Source organism: Microbispora sp. KK1-11 (assembly GCF_006874435.1).
GTDB lineage: Bacteria > Actinomycetota > Actinomycetes > Streptosporangiales > Streptosporangiaceae > Microbispora > Microbispora catharanthi.
In genome coordinates this window covers 287,843-303,112 of sequence record NZ_VIRJ01000005.1, presented here as the reverse complement: position 1 = coordinate 303,112, position 15,270 = coordinate 287,843, and the positions used below count along the sequence as shown (strand labels likewise).

Here is a 15,270-nt window from a genome sequence, read left to right as displayed (position 1 = left end):
GCACTTCGGAGTGCGTAAGTCGCCCACGGGTTAGAGGAGCGGTCGATGGCGACGATGACGGCGGCCCAGAAGAAGGCACAGGCCAAGGCGGAATATGACGCTTTCCTGGCGGCGTGTCCGAGCCGCAAGCTGCTCGACCGGATCTCCGACAAGTGGGTCACGCTGATCCTGGCCGCGCTGGGCAGCGACGGCTCGCCTCAGCCAGGCGCCGACTGCGCCGGTGAGCCCCGGTCGATGCGCTACTCGGAGCTGTCCCGCCTGCTGGCCGGCATCAGCCAGAAGATGCTCACTCAGACGCTGCGCTCCCTGGAACGCGACGGCCTGATCACTCGCACCGTGACGCCGACCGTGCCCGTCACGGTCTCCTACGAGCTGACCGACCTCGGTCTCTCACTGCACCAGATGATGCGCGGCCTCAAGACCTGGGCCGAGACGCACATGGATGATGTGCTCGCCAACCGCGCGACGTACGACAGCCGTACCGCCTGAACCAAGGAAGATCCGGGATACCCGCCGCCGAGGTCGCGCCTGCTCAGGGCGGCAGCGCCGGCGTGCCCACGGTGGCCCGCGCTTCCAGTTCTGCGATCGCCCGGGGTGTCAGCGGTCGAGGCGGCGGTAGCGGCGGACCGACAGCGGGAGGAAGACCGCGATGAGCAGCAGCGGCCAGACCAGCGCCATGACCGCGGCGTGCTCGGCGATCCAGGTGGTGCCGCCCGCGCCGGGATTGCCGAACAGGTCGCGGGTGGCGGCCATGGTGGCCGACAGGGGGTTCCACTCGGCGACGGCGGCGAGCCAGCGTGGCATGGTGCCGGTCCAGGCGAAGGCGCTGGACAGGAAGCCGATGGGCCACACGAGGATCTGGACGGCCATGACGGCTTCCGGGCCTTCGAGGGTCAGCCCGAGGTAGATGCCGACCCACAGGAACGCGAAGCGCAGCAGCAACAGCAGTCCGACGGCGAGGGCCGCGCGGACGGGACCTTCGTGCCAGCGCCAGCCGACGGCCAGGCCGCAGGCGATCATGACGAGGAGGCCGAGAACGGTGTTGAGCATGTCCGCGACGCTGCGGCCGAGGACGACGGCGGAGGAGGCGATGGGCAGGGAGCGGAAGCGGTCGGTGACGCCCCCGGCGGCGTCGCGGGCGACGGCGGTGAAGGTGGCCTCGATACCGAAGAGCATGGTCATGGCGTACATGCCGGGCATGAGGTATTCGCGGTAGTCGCCGCCGCCCCGTACGGCCATGCCGCCGCCGAACAGGTAGCCGAACATCAGCACGATCATGACGGGAAACAGCAGGCCCGCCACGACCTGGCCGGGTTTGCGGGCCCAGTGGGTGAGGTCGCGCAGGGTGACGGTCCAGCCGTCCGCCAGGGCCCAGCGCAGCCGCGCGGCGGCGGTGCGGGGGATCTCGGGTGCGGTGACGGTCACACTCATGCCGCGGCTCCCTTTCTCGTGCCGTTCTCCGTGTTGTTCTCCGGGCTGTTCCGCGTGCCGGTCAGGTGGAGGAAGACCTCGTCCAGGGTGGGCCGTCGCACGGCGATGTCCGCGACGCTGACGCCTGCGGCGTCGAGGGCGCGCAGGACCTCGGGGAGCGCGGCGGACCGGTCGCGCACGGGTGCGCTGACGCGGCGGGAGTCGGCGTCCACGTCGACGGACACATCACCCGGGGCGCCCGCCACCCGGCCGGCGATCGCGGCGGCGGCGGGCAGGTCGGCGGTGTGGCGCACGACGACGTCGAGGCGGTCGCCGCCGAGCGCGGACTTCAGTTCGTCGGGGGAGCCCTCGGCGACGACGCGGCCCGCGTCGACGACCGAGACGCGCGAGGCCAGCTGGTCGGCCTCCTCCAGGTATTGGGTGGTGAGGAGCACGGTGGTGCCCTCGGCGACGAGGCCGCGGACGGCCTCCCACACCTCGGTGCGACCGCGCGGGTCCAGGCCGGTGGTGGGCTCGTCGAGGAACAGCACCGGCGGGGAGCAGATCATCCCGACCGCCAGGTCGAGGCGGCGGCGCATGCCGCCGGAGTAGTGCCCGACGGGTCTGGTCCCGGTGTCGGCGAGGCCGAACCGGGCGAGCAGTTCGTCGGCGCGGGCCCGGGCCGCGGCTGGGCGCAGGTGGTGGAGGCGGCCGAACATGACGAGGTTCTGCCTGCCGCTGAGGACCTCGTCGACGGCGGCGTGCTGGCCGACCAGGCCGATGCCGCGGCGTACGTCGGCGGCCTGCCGTACGACGTCGAAGCCGGCGACCCGGGCCGTGCCGCCGTCGGGACGCAGCAGCGTGGTGAGTATCCGGACGGCGGTGGTCTTGCCCGCGCCGTTCGGTCCCAGCAGGCCGTGCACCGTGCCCTCGCCGACGGCCAGGTCGACGCCGTCGAGGGCGGGCGTGTTCCCGTATCGCTTGCGCAGCCCTTCGGCCGCGATCGCGTACGTCATCGTGGTTCCTCCCGAGGATTCAGTACGCTGTACCGTACAGCATACGGAATCAGGGTGCGCGTAGAATTCGCAGGCGATGACGGAGTACAGCTCGCAGGGAGACCCGGCGCGGAGTCTGGCCCTGCTGTGGCGCACGGGGGAGCGGACCGGGCGCAAGGGCAAGCCGGAGATCGGGGTCGACCGGATCGTGCGCGCGGCGATCGAGGTCGCCGACGCCGAGGGCTTGGCCGCGCTGTCCATGCGCAAGGTCGCCGAACAGCTCGGGGTGGGGACGATGTCCCTGTACACCTACATCCCGGGCAAGGCCGAGCTGATCGACGTCATGCTCGACACCGCGTACGGCGAGCTGCCCGCGCCCGCGGAGGTGCCGGGTGGCTGGCGGGGCAGGCTGGAGCTGATCGCGCGGGAGAACCTGGCGCTCTACCGGCGGCACCCCTGGGTGCTGCAGGTGTCGTCGGTCACCCGGCCCCCGCTGGGTCCCAACCTCATCGCCAAGTACGACTACGAGTTGCGGGCCGTCGACGGCATCGGCCTGGACGACCTCGAGATGGACTCGGTCGTCACGCTGCTGAACGGCTACGTGAGCGGCGCGGCGCGGGGCGCGGTGGAGGCGGCGCAGGCGCCGGGGGAGACGGGCGTCACCGACGAGCAGTGGTGGTACGCGCACGCGCCCTACCTGGCCAAGGTGTTCGACCCCCGGCGTTACCCGCTCGCCGCCCGGGTGGGTGCGGCGGCGGGCGAGGCGTACAACGCGGCCTACGACCCCGACCAGGCCTTCGAGTTCGGCCTGCAGCGGGTGCTCGACGGCATCGAGGCGTTCGTCGCCGCCCGCACCGCCGGGTGAGGTGCTGTTCAAAGAGTCGGTAGGCCCCGCGGCGGATCCGCGCGTGCCTGCGTGACTACACCCTCGCGTCCGGGGAACCTGCCCTCGCGGAGTTCCGCACAGCGGCGCGGAGGGGACGGAGGCACGGCGATGGCGACCACCGCGGGCGAGGCCCGGGCCGGTGTGACGCCGGTCAGTCTGCGGCTGCCGGGCATCGTGCTCGGGGTGGGACTCGGCGGCTTCGTCGACGGCATCCTGCTGCATCAGCTCCTGCAGTGGCATCACATGCTGAGCAGCACCGACAGCGACCGCATCGGGGTGAGGTACTACAACCCGCGCACCGTCTCCGGGCTGGAGATGAACACCGTGTGGGACGGCGTCTTCCACGCCGTGTGCTGGCTCGCGGTGCTCATCGGCCTCGCGATCCTGTACTCCAGGGTCACCCGCGACCGGCGCCGGGTGTGGACCTCGCGGGTGCTGTGGGGGTGGATCCTGGCCGGCTGGGGGATCTTCAATCTCGTCGAAGGCGTCCTGGACCACCACATCCTGGCCATCCACCACGTCCACGCCGGTCCCCACCAGCTCTGGTGGGACATCGGTTTCCTCGTACTGGGCGCGCTGCTGCTCGCCGGTGGCTACCTGCTCGCGCGCAGCGGCCGGTCCTTCGACCCCGCCGAGACCTCCGCGTGACGGATCCCGCATGACGGACCACGGATTGACGGATCACGGCGTGCACTTCGCGGCGTTGTCCGGCGTGCTTCCGCCGGTCCTCGCCCTGCTCGTCTACCGGCACCTGGTCCGGCGGGCGCGCCGCCGCAACCCGGTCGTGGGCTGGAGCCGGTGGCGTACGGCCGGCTTCGCCACCGGGCTCGCGCTGTCGGCGGTGGCGCTCCTGCCGCCCGTCGCGTCCTTCGCTCACGCCGACTTCCGCGGCCACATGATCCAGCACATGCTCATCGGCATGTACGCCCCGCTCGCCCTCGTGCTGGGCGCCCCGATCACCCTGCTGCTGCGGACCCTGCCCGTCAGCGGCGCGCGGCGGCTGTCCGCCGTCGTGCACAGCCGTCCCGGCCGGCTGCTGACCCATCCGGCGACCGCCCTGATGCTGTCCACCGGCAGCCTCGTCGTGCTCTACTTCACCCCGCTCTACAACGCCGTCACGGCCCTGCCCTCCGGGCACTGGCTGCTGCACGCGCACTTCCTGCTGTCGGGCTGCCTGTTCGCGCACGCCATCGCCGGTCCCGACCCCGCGCCCGCCCGGCCCGGCGTCCGGGCCCGGCTGGTCTACCTGGGCTGCGCCATCGCCGTGCACGCGGTCGCCGCACAGCTCATGTACGGCGGCTTCTGGGTGGACGTCCACGCGCCCATCCCCGAGGTCCGGGGCGGCGCGGAGATCATGTACTACGGCGGCGACATCGCCGAGCTCCTCCTCGCGGCCGCCCTCGTCTCCACCTGGCGTCCGGAACGCCGTCCCCGCCCCGTCTCCGGCCGGGCCGTACGGGCCTGAAACGCGACCGGCCTGCCGCCGCGATGCGGGGCAGGCCGGTGACAGTGCGGGCCGGTGCAGGGGGGTGCGAAGGCGTCAGGCGCGACTTGCCACGCGCGTGAGGAGCGGCTGGACCAGACGGGCCGCCAGGGGACCGAAGGCCGCCAGGATCAGGACGTACGCCGCCGCCAGCGCGCCCAGGTCGGGATGGGCGCCGGCGGCCACCGCCAGCCCGGCGATGACGATGTTGAACTCACCGCGGGGGATGAGCGCGATGCCCGCGCGGACCCGCCCGGCGCGGGCGATGCCGGCCCGGCGGGCGGCGTAGATGCCGGTCATCAGCTTGGTGATCATCGTCACCAGGGCCAGGCCCGCGGCCAGGCCGGCGGCGGGCAGGATCTTGGTGGGGTCGGTCTGCAGGCCGAAGAACACGAAGAAGACCGCGGCGAACAGGTCGCGCAGCGGCGCGAGCAGCGCCTGGGCGTCTTCGGCCAGCTCGCCCGACAGCGCGATGCCGACGAGGAACGCCCCGACCGCGGCCGACACCTGCAGTTGCTGGGCCAGCCCGGCCACCAGCAGCGCCAGCCCGACCACCTTGAGCACCAGCACCTCGGAGTTGGGGCTGGCGACGAACGCCTCGATGTAGCGGCCGAAGCGCAGCGCGACCAGCAGGACCACGCTCACCGCGGCGAGTGCGATGGCCACGGTGACCGCCCCGGCGACCATGCTCAGGCCCGCCAGCATGGCGGTCAGGACCGGCAGGTAGACCGCCATCGTGAGGTCCTCGAACACCAGCAGCGACAGCACCACCGGGGTCTCCCTGTTGCCGATCCAGCCCAGGTCGGACAGGACCTTCGCGGTGATGCCGGAGGAGGTGGCGTAGGTGACGCCGGCCATGGCCACGGCGGCGACCGGCCCCCAGCCGAGGAGCAGTGCCAAGATCGCGCCGGGCGCCGCGTTGAGCACGAGGTCGACCAGGCCGGCGCGGGCGTTGCCCTTGAGGCTGGTCATCAGCTCGTCGGCGTTGTATTCCAGGCCGAGAGTGAGCAGCAGCAGGATGACGCCTAATTCCGCGCCGGTGGCGGTGAACTCCTCGCTGGTGGCCAGCGGGAGGATGCCACCGGTGCCGAAGGCCAGGCCTGCGATGAGGTAGAGAGGGATGGGGGAGATGCCGACGCGCAGCGCCAGCGCTCCGAGGATGCCGAGTCCGAGGACGACGGCGCCGAATTCCAGGAAAAGTATCGCGGTATTGTGCACGCGCTGCCCTCAGCCGCTTGCGAAGATGTCGGCGACGGCGGCGGTGCTGTCCTCGCTGCCCACCACGACCACGATGTCGTCCCCGGCGAGGACGAAGTCGGGGGCGGGGCTGGCGAACACGTGCCCGGCGCGGACGACGGCCACGATGGAGGCTCCGGTGCGGGTGCGCACCTGCGCCTCCCCCATGGGACGGCCGGTGTAGGGGGAGCTCGGCGCGATCGGCAGCTGGACGCTGACCAGTCCCTCGACCTCGCGGTGCAGGGCGTTGAGCCGCTGGACGATGCGGGGGGCGCCGAGCAGCTCGACGAGCGCGTCCGCCTCCTCGTCGTTGAGTTTCACTGTCTCGCAGGCCCTGTCGGGATCGTCGGGATCGTAGATCACCAGGTCGCGCCGCCCGGTGCGGTGGGAGACCACCCCGATGCGCCGTCCCGAGCGCGTGGTGAACTCGTGCCGCAACCCGATCCCCGGCAACACCGTCTGCTCGACATCCACGGCGCCGCTCCTCCGTTCCGATAAGTCAACACTTATCCAGGAACCTACCAATAACGGACGGCGGTCTCATTTCGGCCGTCTTCGCAGGTGTCGTTGCCGGTATGGCAAGCTGACGGCGTGGACGACGACCTCGAACACGCGCTCGTCTCGGTCGGGCCCCGGCTACGCGCGCTGCGCCGGCAGCGCGAGACGACCCTGGCCGACCTGGCGGCGGCGACCGGCATCTCGGTGAGCACGCTGTCGCGGCTGGAGTCGGGCGCACGGCGGCCGACCCTCGAACTGCTGCTGCCCCTGGCCAGGGCCCACGGGGTCACGCTGGACGAGCTCGTCGACGCCCCGCCGACGGGGGATCCGCGCATCCACCTGCGGCCGGTCGCCCGCTACGGCATGACGATGCTGCCGCTGACCCGCCGGGCCGGGGGCATCCAGGCCTACAAGCTGGTGATCCCGGCGGGCAGCGTCAGGAGGACGCCGGAGCCGAAGACCCACGAGGGGTACGAGTGGCTCTACGTGCTCAACGGGCGGCTGCGGATGGTGCTCGGCGAGCAGGATCTGATGCTGTCACCGGGTGAGGCGGCCGAGTTCGACACCCGGCTGCCGCACTGGTTCGGCGCCGCCGACGACCAGGCGGTCGAGTTCCTCAGCCTGTTCGGCAGCCAGGGCGAGCGCGCCCACCTGCGCGCCCGCCCGAAGGCGAAGCAGGAGCCTACGCGGGCCGGCGGGCGAGGGTGAGCATGTGGCCGCTGGCCCCGAGAAGCGACGGCACGCGTTCCAGCGTGCGCTGGGCGTCGAGCATGAGCCTGCGTCGTTCGGGGTCGTCGAGCCAGTCGTTCACATCGCCGTACAGCCAGAAGGCGCCCTCCAGGCCGTACCGCTCGGCGTCGGGGAGCCCGGCGTCGGCGAACTCCCCGGGCACCTCGTCGGGGTCGTGCAGGTAGGCGGAGAAACCCTGCACGGGACCCAGCAGGCGGCCGTTCTCCATGGCCTGGCGCGCGGCCCGGCGGTGTGGTTCCTGCTCGTAGGTCCCCAGGTAGACCATGTCGTGCACGGCCGCGTAGCGGTTGATGGTGGCGGCGGCCACCAGTCCTCCGGGGCGCACCACGCGGCGTGCCTCGGCCAGGACGGTGATCCGGTCGGCGCGGTCGGCCAGGTGGTAGAGCGGGCCCAGCAGCAGGACCGCGTCCGCGCTCGCGTCCGGCAGGGGCAGGTCGCGTGCGTCGCCCAGCCTCGCGGTCACTCCCGGCAGGGCCGCGGCCCGCTCGACGTGGAGCGGGACCGGGTCCAGCAGCTCGACCTCGTAACCGTCGGCGACCAGCCATTCTGCGTGCACTCCGGTGCCGCCGCCGACGTCGAGCACCCGGGCGGGCGGTGACGGCAGTGCCCGGCGCAGCACGTCCTGCGTCCGCCACAGCTCCAGCCGGCCCCGTCCCGTACGGAGCCTGCCGTCCTCCTTGTCCTGCTCGTAATAGGCGAGGACTTCCCGGGTCACCGTCATTGACCGATCACACTCCACTGATCGTGAGGGGGCTGATCGTGGTGCGGGGCTGTGTTGCTCGGACCGGGGTCAGGCCGCCGGCTCGACGGGGAGCCAGATCCGGTGGCCGCCGGGCACCTCATGGTAACGGCGCAGGGCGGCCAGGCCGCTGAGCCACCCGGTCCAGGCGGCGTACGGCGGGTTGCCGGTGTCGAAGCCGCTCTGGACGAACGTCAGGCGGGTCTTGCCGCCGCTGTCCTCCAGCTCCCAGGTGACGACGCCCCCCGGTCCCCAGTCGGCCGACATGGTCTTGCCGGGAACCAGGTCGATGATCTTCGCGGGGTGCGGATCGACGTCCAGGCCGCCCATCGCGAAGCGCCCGCCGACGTACGGCTCGATGCCGATGGGGTATCCGAACCAGTCGCTCGCCTTGTCCGAGTCGACCAGGGAGTCGTACACCTGCTCGACCGGCACGTCAACGACCATCTCGCCTCGGAAGTCGGCCGAGGTGAAGTCGGGCTGGGGGCCGATCTCGCGCCCCTCGACGTAGTCGGCCAGGTTGGACAGCGTCAGCGACCAGAAGGTCTGCAGCACGCCCCGGATGCTCGCCCCGGTGATGACGTCCTGGAAGTCGAAGTGGCTCTGCGACAGGGTCAGGACCGTCGTGTCCGGGGACTCCTCCGCCAGCGTGATCTCGGTGGTCGTCTCCACGCCGTCCAGCAGCCAGGCGAAGCGCAGCGTGTGGTCGTCGGCGTGCAGCGGGCGCTGGTGGGGGGCGTCGCCCTCGGGGGTGCGGCGGCCCCAGAACGCGTAGCGGCCGGGCAGGTCGGCCTCGGCGTGCTCGGCCAGCCACACCCGCATCGCGGCGGGGTCGGTCAGCGCGTGGCGCACCTCCTTCACCGGGGCGGCCAGGCGGACGCGGACGATCATCGGTTCACTCACGGTCGTCTCCCTGTGGGTAGTGGGGATAGCAGGCCACGACGAGCTTGAAGGCGTCGCCTTCGGTGCCGCCGTAGCGGGTGAACAGGTCCTGCAGCGCGGTGCGCAGGTCGGCCAGGAACTGCTGGCGTCGTTCCGGGGGCACACGCACCTCGCCGGACACGCCGATGGACGGCAGCTCCGGCGCGGTCCGGTCGAGCGCGGCGATGTCGGCCTGCACCTCTTCCATGAGGTCGAGCAGGTAGCCCAGGCTGAGCTCGTCCTGCCGCCGGCGCAGCCCGCCGATGCGGCCCACCAGGCTGGGCGACAGCCAGTAGGAGCGGGCGCTCGCCTGGTAGATGCCTTCGGTGATGCCGCGCACCCGCCGCTCGGAGACCTGGTCGACCAGGCCCGCCTCCACCAGGCGTTTGACGTGGTAGTAGACCCGCTGCGGTGTCTGGTCGAGCACCGCCGCCACCTCGGTGCACGTGCGCGGTTCGGCCAGTTGCCGCAGCACCTCGATGCGCTGCGGCTTGAGCAGTGCCTCGGCCTGCTCGATCTGCTCCAGGTACAGGACGTCTCTCATCGCAAAAACAATGTTGTACGTAAAAACTCTCTTTGTCAATGGCCTGTGGAAGAGGAAGGGGCAGCAGGAAGGAGATCGGCTACCCGCAGTCGGCGGCGCGGGCCAGGAACAGGGCCCGCTCCCGCTCGTTGCCGGTCAGGGACGCCGCCCGTTCGAACTCCCGCCGCGCCTCGTCCGTACGGCCCAGCCGGGCCAGGAGGTCGCCGCGTACGGCGGGCAGTTGGGGGTAGCCGCGCAGGGCCTTGTCACCGGCGACGGCGTCGGCGATCTCCAGTCCGCGTTCCGGGTCGCCGGCCATCGCGACCGCGACGGCGCGGTTCAGTTCGACCACGGGGGAGGGTGAGACGTGGGCGAGCACCCGGTAGAGGGCGGCGACGCGCTCCCAGTCGGTGTCGCCGGCGCGGGCGGCCCGGGCGTGGCAGGCGGCGATGGCCGCCTGCAGGGCGTACGGGCCGAAGGCGCCGCCGAGCGACTCGGCCCGCTCGAGTGCCTCAAGCCCCCGGCGGATCAGGAGCCGGTCCCACAGGCGCCGATCCTGGTCGGGGAGCAGGACCGGCGCGCCGTCCGGTCCGGTGCGGGCGCGCAGGCGGGAGGCCTGCAGCTCCATCAGCGCGGCCAGGCCGTGCACCTCAGGTTCGCCGGGGAGCAGGCCCGCCAGGAGACGGCCCAGGCGCAGTGCCTCGTGGCAGAGGTCGGGGCGGGTCCAGTCGTCTCCCGCCGTGGCCGAGTAGCCCTCGTTGAAGATCAGGTAGACGACTTCCAGCACCGAGGCCAGCCGCCCGGCCAGGTCGTCGGGGGCGGGCATCTCGAACCTGACCCCTTTGGCGGCCAGGGTGCGCTTGGCGCGGACGATCCGCTGCGCCACCGCCGGCTCGGTGGCCAGGAACGCCCGGGCGATCTCCCCGGTGGTCAGGCCGCCGAGCAGGCGCAGCGTGAGCGCGACGCGCGCCTCGGTGGTCAGCGCGGGATGGCAGGCGGTGAAGACGAGCCGCAGCATGTCGTCGCGGATGTGGTCGTCCATGCCGGTGTCCGGGTCCGGCTGCGGCCTGCTCTCGATGTCACGGCCGATCTCCTGGAGCTTGCGCTCGTAGCGGCTGCGCCGCCGCAGGTGGTCGATCGCGCGGTGCTTGGCGGTGGCCATGAGCCAGGCGCCCGGGTTGTCCGGCACGCCCGCCTCCGGCCACTGCTCCAGCGCGATGAGCAGCGCGTCCTGGGCGAGTTCCTCGGCCAGCCCGACATCGTCGACGAGGCGGGCCAGGCCCGCGACGAGCCTGGCGGACTCGATCCGCCAGACCGCCTCGATCGCGCGGTGCGCCGCGAGCAGCGCCTCGGTGCCGGTCATCGGAGTGCTCAGCTCACAGGGGCTCAGGCCGTCGGATGGTCAGGCCGATTGATGGTCAATCCGGGGGACGGTCAGGCCGGCGGGGCGAAATCCTCGGGGCCGAGCACCTTGACCACCTCGGCCTCGCCCTCCCAGCCCGCCCACAGGTCGCGGTGCAGGCGCATGAAGCGCGCGGCCCACTCGACCGCCTCCTCCTTCGACCGCACGTCGTACAGGGCGTAGCTGATCAGTTCCTTCGACTCGGTGAACGGGCCGTCGGTCACGCTGAGCCTTCCCTCGGCCATGCGCACCCTCGCCGCGGACGCGCTGGGCGCCAGCCCGGCGGTGTCGAGCAACGCCCCGGCGACGGTCGCCTCCTGGCCGAGCTTGGCGATGGCCTCCATGAGGTCGGCCGGCGGCGGGGTGTCGGGCTGGGCGGCCCTGAGCAGAACCATGTAACGCATCGATCGTCTCCTTCCGGTCAATGATCTATCAGGTGAACTCGGGACGGGTCAGGCGTTGCGGTAGGTGTGTACGGCCAGGGCGCTGATCCAGGCCCAGCCGAGCACCACGGCGCCAGTGAAGGCGAGGTTGGCCCAGACTGCGCCCGCCCCCGAGGCCACGGCCAGGAAACCGGCCGCGAACAGCGCGCCGGTCGCCCGCGAACTCCATGCCCAGGCCGCCTGCCCGCGCCGGGCGAAGCGGCGGGCGAGGACGAAGCAGGCCGCGACCAGGCAGGCGAACCCGACGCCGCCGGAGGCCAGGTGCGCGACGCCGTGCCAGCTCACCTCGCCCGCCGGCACGCCGCGGGGGAAGCCGCCGGCCGGGTCGGCACGGAAGGCCCCGGCCGCCAGCAGGCTCAGGCCGTACGCGGCCAGCAGGCGGGGTGCCCAGCCACGGCCCTGGGCCCGGCGCAGGCCAACGGCGAAGGCGATGGTCATCGCCCCGGCCAGCACGAAGTTGACGATGTGGATCCAGCCGAGGTCGCCGTTGGCGAGCAGGCTCCAGGCGTGCCGGGTCAGGTCGAAGCCGTCCCGGGTCAGGGCCTCGGTCAGCGACACCCCGACGTAGACCGGGCCGGCGATCACGCCGTACCCCAGCAGGCTGCGGGTGACACTGGTCTCGCGGTCGCAGGTGCGGGCGGCGGTGCCGGCGTCAGCGGTGGCGGTGGTCATGGGTGGTTCTCCCTCCGGCCGGGGCCGGTCCCTCACCGGCCCTTCACCCACTCCTCGAACGGGGCGACCCCGGATCGACACGCCTCCGAGATTTTTTCCAAGATTTTTTCCGGCAGCGCTTCTTGCGGAGCGCCTCGTCCGGCCGGTGCGGAGAAGATGCCGCCCGCCGGCCCGTGCGGTTCGCCTGCCCAACGTCGGTTGTTCGCCAACGAAGGCGCTCGTCCATCAGCCGGTGCGGTACCAGCCGATCGATCTCGGTGAGCTGGTACGGCAGGCCGGACGTGGGCCGTCATGACGCGGCCGTCGAGAAGACCGGGTCGATCTCATCGCGTCCTGAAGGCTTCGGGATTCCCTCAACCCGGACGACCTGTCGCTGATCGTTTCTAGCGATCCGCCCTCGCGTGAGCCTTCACCCAGCCCAGCGCCATGTCGAGGGCGAGCACGAAGGGCTGCTCGTCCTGCATGGTCTCCGCGAGCAGATATCCGCCCTGCAGAGCTGCGACCACCTCGAGGGCGAGGTCCTCCGCGGCGACCTCGGAGCCCAGTTCACCGCTTTCCTGCAAGCGAGCGAAGGCGCTCGCCAAATCGCCTGTCCACGTGAGGAAAGCGCCCGACAGCTTACGGCGAGCAGAATCGGAGCGGCCGGCGAGCTCGTTGGCCAGTGAGCCGATCGGACATCGGTAGCCGCCCTCGCCCAGGCCTGCGACCAGCGCGTCACGCCACTTCTCGAGCTCCTGCATCGAGCGCAGCTGCTCAAGCATCTGCTTCTGATCGGAGAGCACGCGGTTCGCCTGCGCCGCGATCACTTCGGCGACCAGCGCCTCTTTGTCGGGAAAGTAGTGATACAGCTGTGACTTGCTGACGCCGCAGGTGCCCACCACCTGATCGAGAGTTGTCGCCGCGACCCCTTGCCTGTGCATCAAGTCCGCGGTGGTCGCGACGATGCGTTCGCGAGTAGCCGCGCCGCGCGCGGTACGTCGCGGAGGATCTGTCCCCGACCCTCGACCAGCCATGATGCCAAACTTATACCTGCGGGCATATGAACCGAACCAGCCCACGCATGCCTCGGGTCGTCCTATGGACTGCGATCGGGCGCTCCCTCGCGGCCGGAGGGCAACGGGTGGGCCTGGGCGTCGCCGCGCTCGAAAATGATGTTGGCGAGGGACTCCTCGGGCGGCCGCCCTCGATCACGAGGTCGGTGTCCCCGGGGGTAGCCGGCGGTCACAGCCGCCGAGGTGTTCGCCAGTAGCTCCTGCAGTGGCCGGTGCGGTTCCCTCTCATCCCGAGTCCTCACGGACGAACGCGGATGATCGTCTTCCCCTTGGTCCGCCCGGTCGGATTCAAGGCGGCGACGGCATCGTCGAGGGTTGCGATGGTGCCGATGTTCGTCCGCAGCCGTCCGTCGCGCACCCGCCGGACGATCTCACCCAGTTGGGCACGATCGGCCTCGACAACGAAGTCGACCGCCAGGCCCTCCACAGGCCGCGCCTCGGGCGGCCCGACAACGGACACCAGCGTTCCTCCGGCTCGAACCAGACCCGCGGACCGCTTCTGGATGTCTCCGCCGATGACATCGAAAACCAGATCGACACCGCCGACGTCCTCCAGCGCGTCGTTCTCAAGGTCGACGAACTCCATCGCGCCGAAGTCGAGCGCCTTCTGACGGTCGGCAGCGCGTCCGGTGCCGATGACGTACGCGCCGAACTCACGCGCGAGCTGCGTCACCATCGACCCGACTGCGCCGGCCGCACCGTGAACGAGCACGCTCTGCCCCACCTGAAGGCGGCCGTGCTCGAACAGTCCCTGCCACGCGGTCAGCCCCGAAATCGGCAGGCTCGCGCCCACCGTGAAGTCGACGTCGCCCGGGAGCGGCGCGAGGTTGCGTGCCTCGACGGCCACATACTCCGCCAGGGTGCCGTCGCGATGCCAGTCCGTGAGGCCGAACACCCGTTGTCCCACCGACAGCCCCGTCGTGCCATAGCCGAGGGCGGTGACCAATCCGGCCAGCTCGTGCCCAGGGATCGACGGTGTTCGGTCACGGTCGCGGCGATCGGTCCAGGTCGAGGGCCACGCCATCTCAGTCGGGACGAATCCCGACGCATGAACCTCAACGACGACGTCGTTTATCGCTGCCGGCGGCTCGGGCCGCTCCACCAGCGTCATCCCGGCCGTTCCCGCAGCCTGGTCCGTCACCACGATCGCTTTCATGGGAATTGTCTCCTCGGTCATTTGTCTCTTCGGTGCATCGACGGGCGCGTGTCGCTGACGGACGAACGCGGGTGATCGTCTGCCCGCTGATCCGCTCGGTCGTCGATCTCATCTGCTCACGAGCGTTCGTTCGTCTGTCCCGTTTGGGTTCTCATCAGGGAGACGAGGTGACCCCTCGGGTTGTGACAGCTCAGACGTGAGAAAGCTTGTCCGGGTTGATGACCCTGCGGTACGCGGTGATCAGACCGTTTGTGATCTGCAGCGTGTCCACCGAGTAGACACGGCCCTCCCGGTGGCACACCAGGGTGAGCTCGCCGCCGACCTCGACGAGGTCGATGCGGTCCGGACGCCACCGGCGGCCCACGCGCACCATCACCTCAGCGACGCGTTCACCACCGTAGACGGGCTTGCGCATCGCGGCGACCTTGCCGCCGCCATCGGTGACGTAGACGGCGTCGGGGTGCAGCAGCCTGACCAGGCCGGCCAGATCCCCGGCCTCATAGGCGGCGCGAAAGGCCGCCAGCACACGTTCACGCTCCGCCTTCGACGCCTGCGGCGAAGACTGCTTCGCGTTGGCCACCCGCCGCCGCGCCCGCGAGGCCAACTGCCGGGCACCCGGCACGGAGACATCAAGCACTTCGGCAATCCGGACGAACTCGAGACCGAAGACATCGTGCAGGACGAAGGCCACCCGCTCCGGCGGGCTCAGCTCCTCCATGATCAGGAGCATCGCCGAGCCGACGGACTCATCGACGAGGACCGGCTCGGATGCGTCCGGCCCCGTCAGCAGCGGTTCCGGCAGCCACGGCCCGACATAGGTCTCCCGGCGGAAACGGGCACTCTTGAGAATGTCGTACGACCGCCGTGCGGCCACCGTCACCAGCCAGGCCCGCAAATCATCGATGTCCTGCAGATCTGTTCCGGCCGCCCGCAGCCACACGTCCTGGGTCACGTCCTCGGCATCGGCCACACTGCCCAGCAGCCGGTAGGCCACGCCGAAAACCGCGGGCCGGTGCCTCTCCCACTCGGCTCCGAACATGTCCTCATGCTCAGCCTGTCCAGGCGCGTTCTCGTCGCCCATACAGATCGCGACCTCCCCCAACC

18 protein-coding genes are annotated in these 15,270 nt (G+C 71.2%); 5 read left to right on the top strand and 13 right to left on the bottom strand.

Annotated elements, in window-relative coordinates; genetic code table 11:
• The first annotated feature begins 45 nt into the window (after nt 1-45).
• Complete coding sequence (locus FLW16_RS10780) at nt 46-489, top strand: helix-turn-helix domain-containing protein (RefSeq protein WP_142559830.1); 444 nt, start codon at nt 46-48, stop codon at nt 487-489.
• A 108-nt stretch (nt 490-597) separates the two neighbouring features.
• Here FLW16_RS10780 and FLW16_RS10775 read toward each other — a convergent pair whose 3' ends face one another.
• Entirely contained in the window at nt 598-1,431 is an 834-nt protein-coding gene (locus FLW16_RS10775; RefSeq protein ID WP_142559829.1) for an ABC transporter permease, read from the bottom strand.
• Complete coding sequence (locus FLW16_RS10770; RefSeq protein WP_142559828.1) at nt 1,428-2,426, bottom strand: ATP-binding cassette domain-containing protein; 999 nt, start codon at nt 2,424-2,426, stop codon at nt 1,428-1,430. The genes FLW16_RS10775 and FLW16_RS10770 overlap by 4 nt, the downstream gene beginning before the upstream one ends.
• A gap of 76 nt (nt 2,427-2,502) precedes the next feature.
• Here FLW16_RS10770 and FLW16_RS10765 point away from each other — a divergent pair, with 76 nt between their 5' ends.
• The 3 genes from FLW16_RS10765 (at nt 2,503) to FLW16_RS10755 (ending at nt 4,756) form a co-directional block, all read left to right on the top strand.
• On the top strand, nt 2,503-3,270 hold the full coding sequence (locus tag FLW16_RS10765; protein ID WP_142559827.1) for a TetR/AcrR family transcriptional regulator: 768 nt from the start codon (nt 2,503-2,505) through the stop codon (nt 3,268-3,270).
• Nucleotides 3,271-3,399: 129 nt separating this feature from the next.
• Nucleotides 3,400-3,939 carry a DUF2243 domain-containing protein gene (locus tag FLW16_RS10760; protein ID WP_142559826.1) on the top strand — a complete coding sequence of 180 codons (540 nt, stop codon included), beginning with the start codon at nt 3,400-3,402 and terminating at the stop codon, nt 3,937-3,939.
• 10 nt (nt 3,940-3,949) lie between these two features.
• Complete coding sequence (locus FLW16_RS10755) at nt 3,950-4,756, top strand: cytochrome c oxidase assembly protein (protein ID WP_142559825.1); 807 nt, start codon at nt 3,950-3,952, stop codon at nt 4,754-4,756.
• Nucleotides 4,757-4,831: 75 nt separating this feature from the next.
• On the opposite strand, the gene FLW16_RS10750 is transcribed toward FLW16_RS10755, so the two are convergent.
• On the bottom strand, nt 4,832-5,992 hold the full coding sequence (locus FLW16_RS10750) for a cation:proton antiporter (RefSeq protein WP_142559824.1): 1,161 nt from the start codon (nt 5,990-5,992) through the stop codon (nt 4,832-4,834).
• Nucleotides 5,993-6,001: 9 nt separating this feature from the next.
• Nucleotides 6,002-6,484, bottom strand: coding sequence for a cation:proton antiporter regulatory subunit (locus tag FLW16_RS10745; RefSeq protein WP_142559823.1), 483 nt, complete (start codon nt 6,482-6,484; stop codon nt 6,002-6,004).
• 117 nt (nt 6,485-6,601) lie between these two features.
• Between FLW16_RS10745 and FLW16_RS10740 the strand changes: the two genes are divergently transcribed.
• Nucleotides 6,602-7,216, top strand: coding sequence for a helix-turn-helix domain-containing protein (locus FLW16_RS10740; RefSeq protein ID WP_142559822.1), 615 nt, complete (start codon nt 6,602-6,604; stop codon nt 7,214-7,216).
• Here FLW16_RS10740 and FLW16_RS10735 read toward each other — a convergent pair.
• The 9 genes from FLW16_RS10735 to sigJ form a co-directional block, all read right to left on the bottom strand.
• Nucleotides 7,191-7,979 carry a class I SAM-dependent methyltransferase gene (locus tag FLW16_RS10735; RefSeq protein WP_142559821.1) on the bottom strand — a complete coding sequence of 263 codons (789 nt, stop codon included), beginning with the start codon at nt 7,977-7,979 and terminating at the stop codon, nt 7,191-7,193. The two genes, FLW16_RS10740 and FLW16_RS10735, sit on opposite strands and share 26 nt — an antisense overlap.
• Before the next feature lie 69 nt (nt 7,980-8,048).
• Complete coding sequence (locus FLW16_RS10730) at nt 8,049-8,900, bottom strand: SRPBCC domain-containing protein (RefSeq protein WP_142559820.1); 852 nt, start codon at nt 8,898-8,900, stop codon at nt 8,049-8,051.
• Nucleotides 8,893-9,462, bottom strand: coding sequence for a transcriptional regulator (locus FLW16_RS10725; RefSeq protein ID WP_142559819.1), 570 nt, complete (start codon nt 9,460-9,462; stop codon nt 8,893-8,895). Before FLW16_RS10725 ends, FLW16_RS10730 begins: the two co-directional genes overlap by 8 nt.
• A 79-nt stretch (nt 9,463-9,541) precedes the next feature.
• Entirely contained in the window at nt 9,542-10,804 is a 1,263-nt protein-coding gene (locus FLW16_RS10720) for an RNA polymerase sigma factor (RefSeq protein ID WP_142559818.1), read from the bottom strand.
• 71 nt (nt 10,805-10,875) lie between these two features.
• Nucleotides 10,876-11,247 (bottom strand): YciI family protein, encoded by a 372-nt coding sequence (locus FLW16_RS10715; protein WP_142559817.1) that lies wholly within the window; start codon nt 11,245-11,247, stop codon nt 10,876-10,878.
• A gap of 48 nt (nt 11,248-11,295) precedes the next feature.
• The gene (locus tag FLW16_RS10710; protein WP_142559816.1) at nt 11,296-11,958 is read right to left on the bottom strand and encodes a DUF998 domain-containing protein; all 663 of its coding nucleotides are present in this window, start codon (nt 11,956-11,958) and stop codon (nt 11,296-11,298) included.
• Nucleotides 11,959-12,341: 383 nt separating this feature from the next.
• On the bottom strand, nt 12,342-12,971 hold the full coding sequence (locus tag FLW16_RS10705) for a TetR/AcrR family transcriptional regulator (RefSeq protein ID WP_142559815.1): 630 nt from the start codon (nt 12,969-12,971) through the stop codon (nt 12,342-12,344).
• Between the two features lie 277 nt (nt 12,972-13,248).
• Nucleotides 13,249-14,166 carry an NADP-dependent oxidoreductase gene (locus tag FLW16_RS10700; RefSeq protein ID WP_142559814.1) on the bottom strand — a complete coding sequence of 306 codons (918 nt, stop codon included), beginning with the start codon at nt 14,164-14,166 and terminating at the stop codon, nt 13,249-13,251.
• Nucleotides 14,167-14,356: 190 nt separating this feature from the next.
• Nucleotides 14,357-15,247: an RNA polymerase sigma factor SigJ gene (sigJ, locus tag FLW16_RS10695; protein ID WP_142559813.1), complete on the bottom strand. Its 891-nt coding sequence runs from the start codon at nt 15,245-15,247 to the stop codon at nt 14,357-14,359.
• Nucleotides 15,248-15,270: the final 23 nt, after the last annotated feature.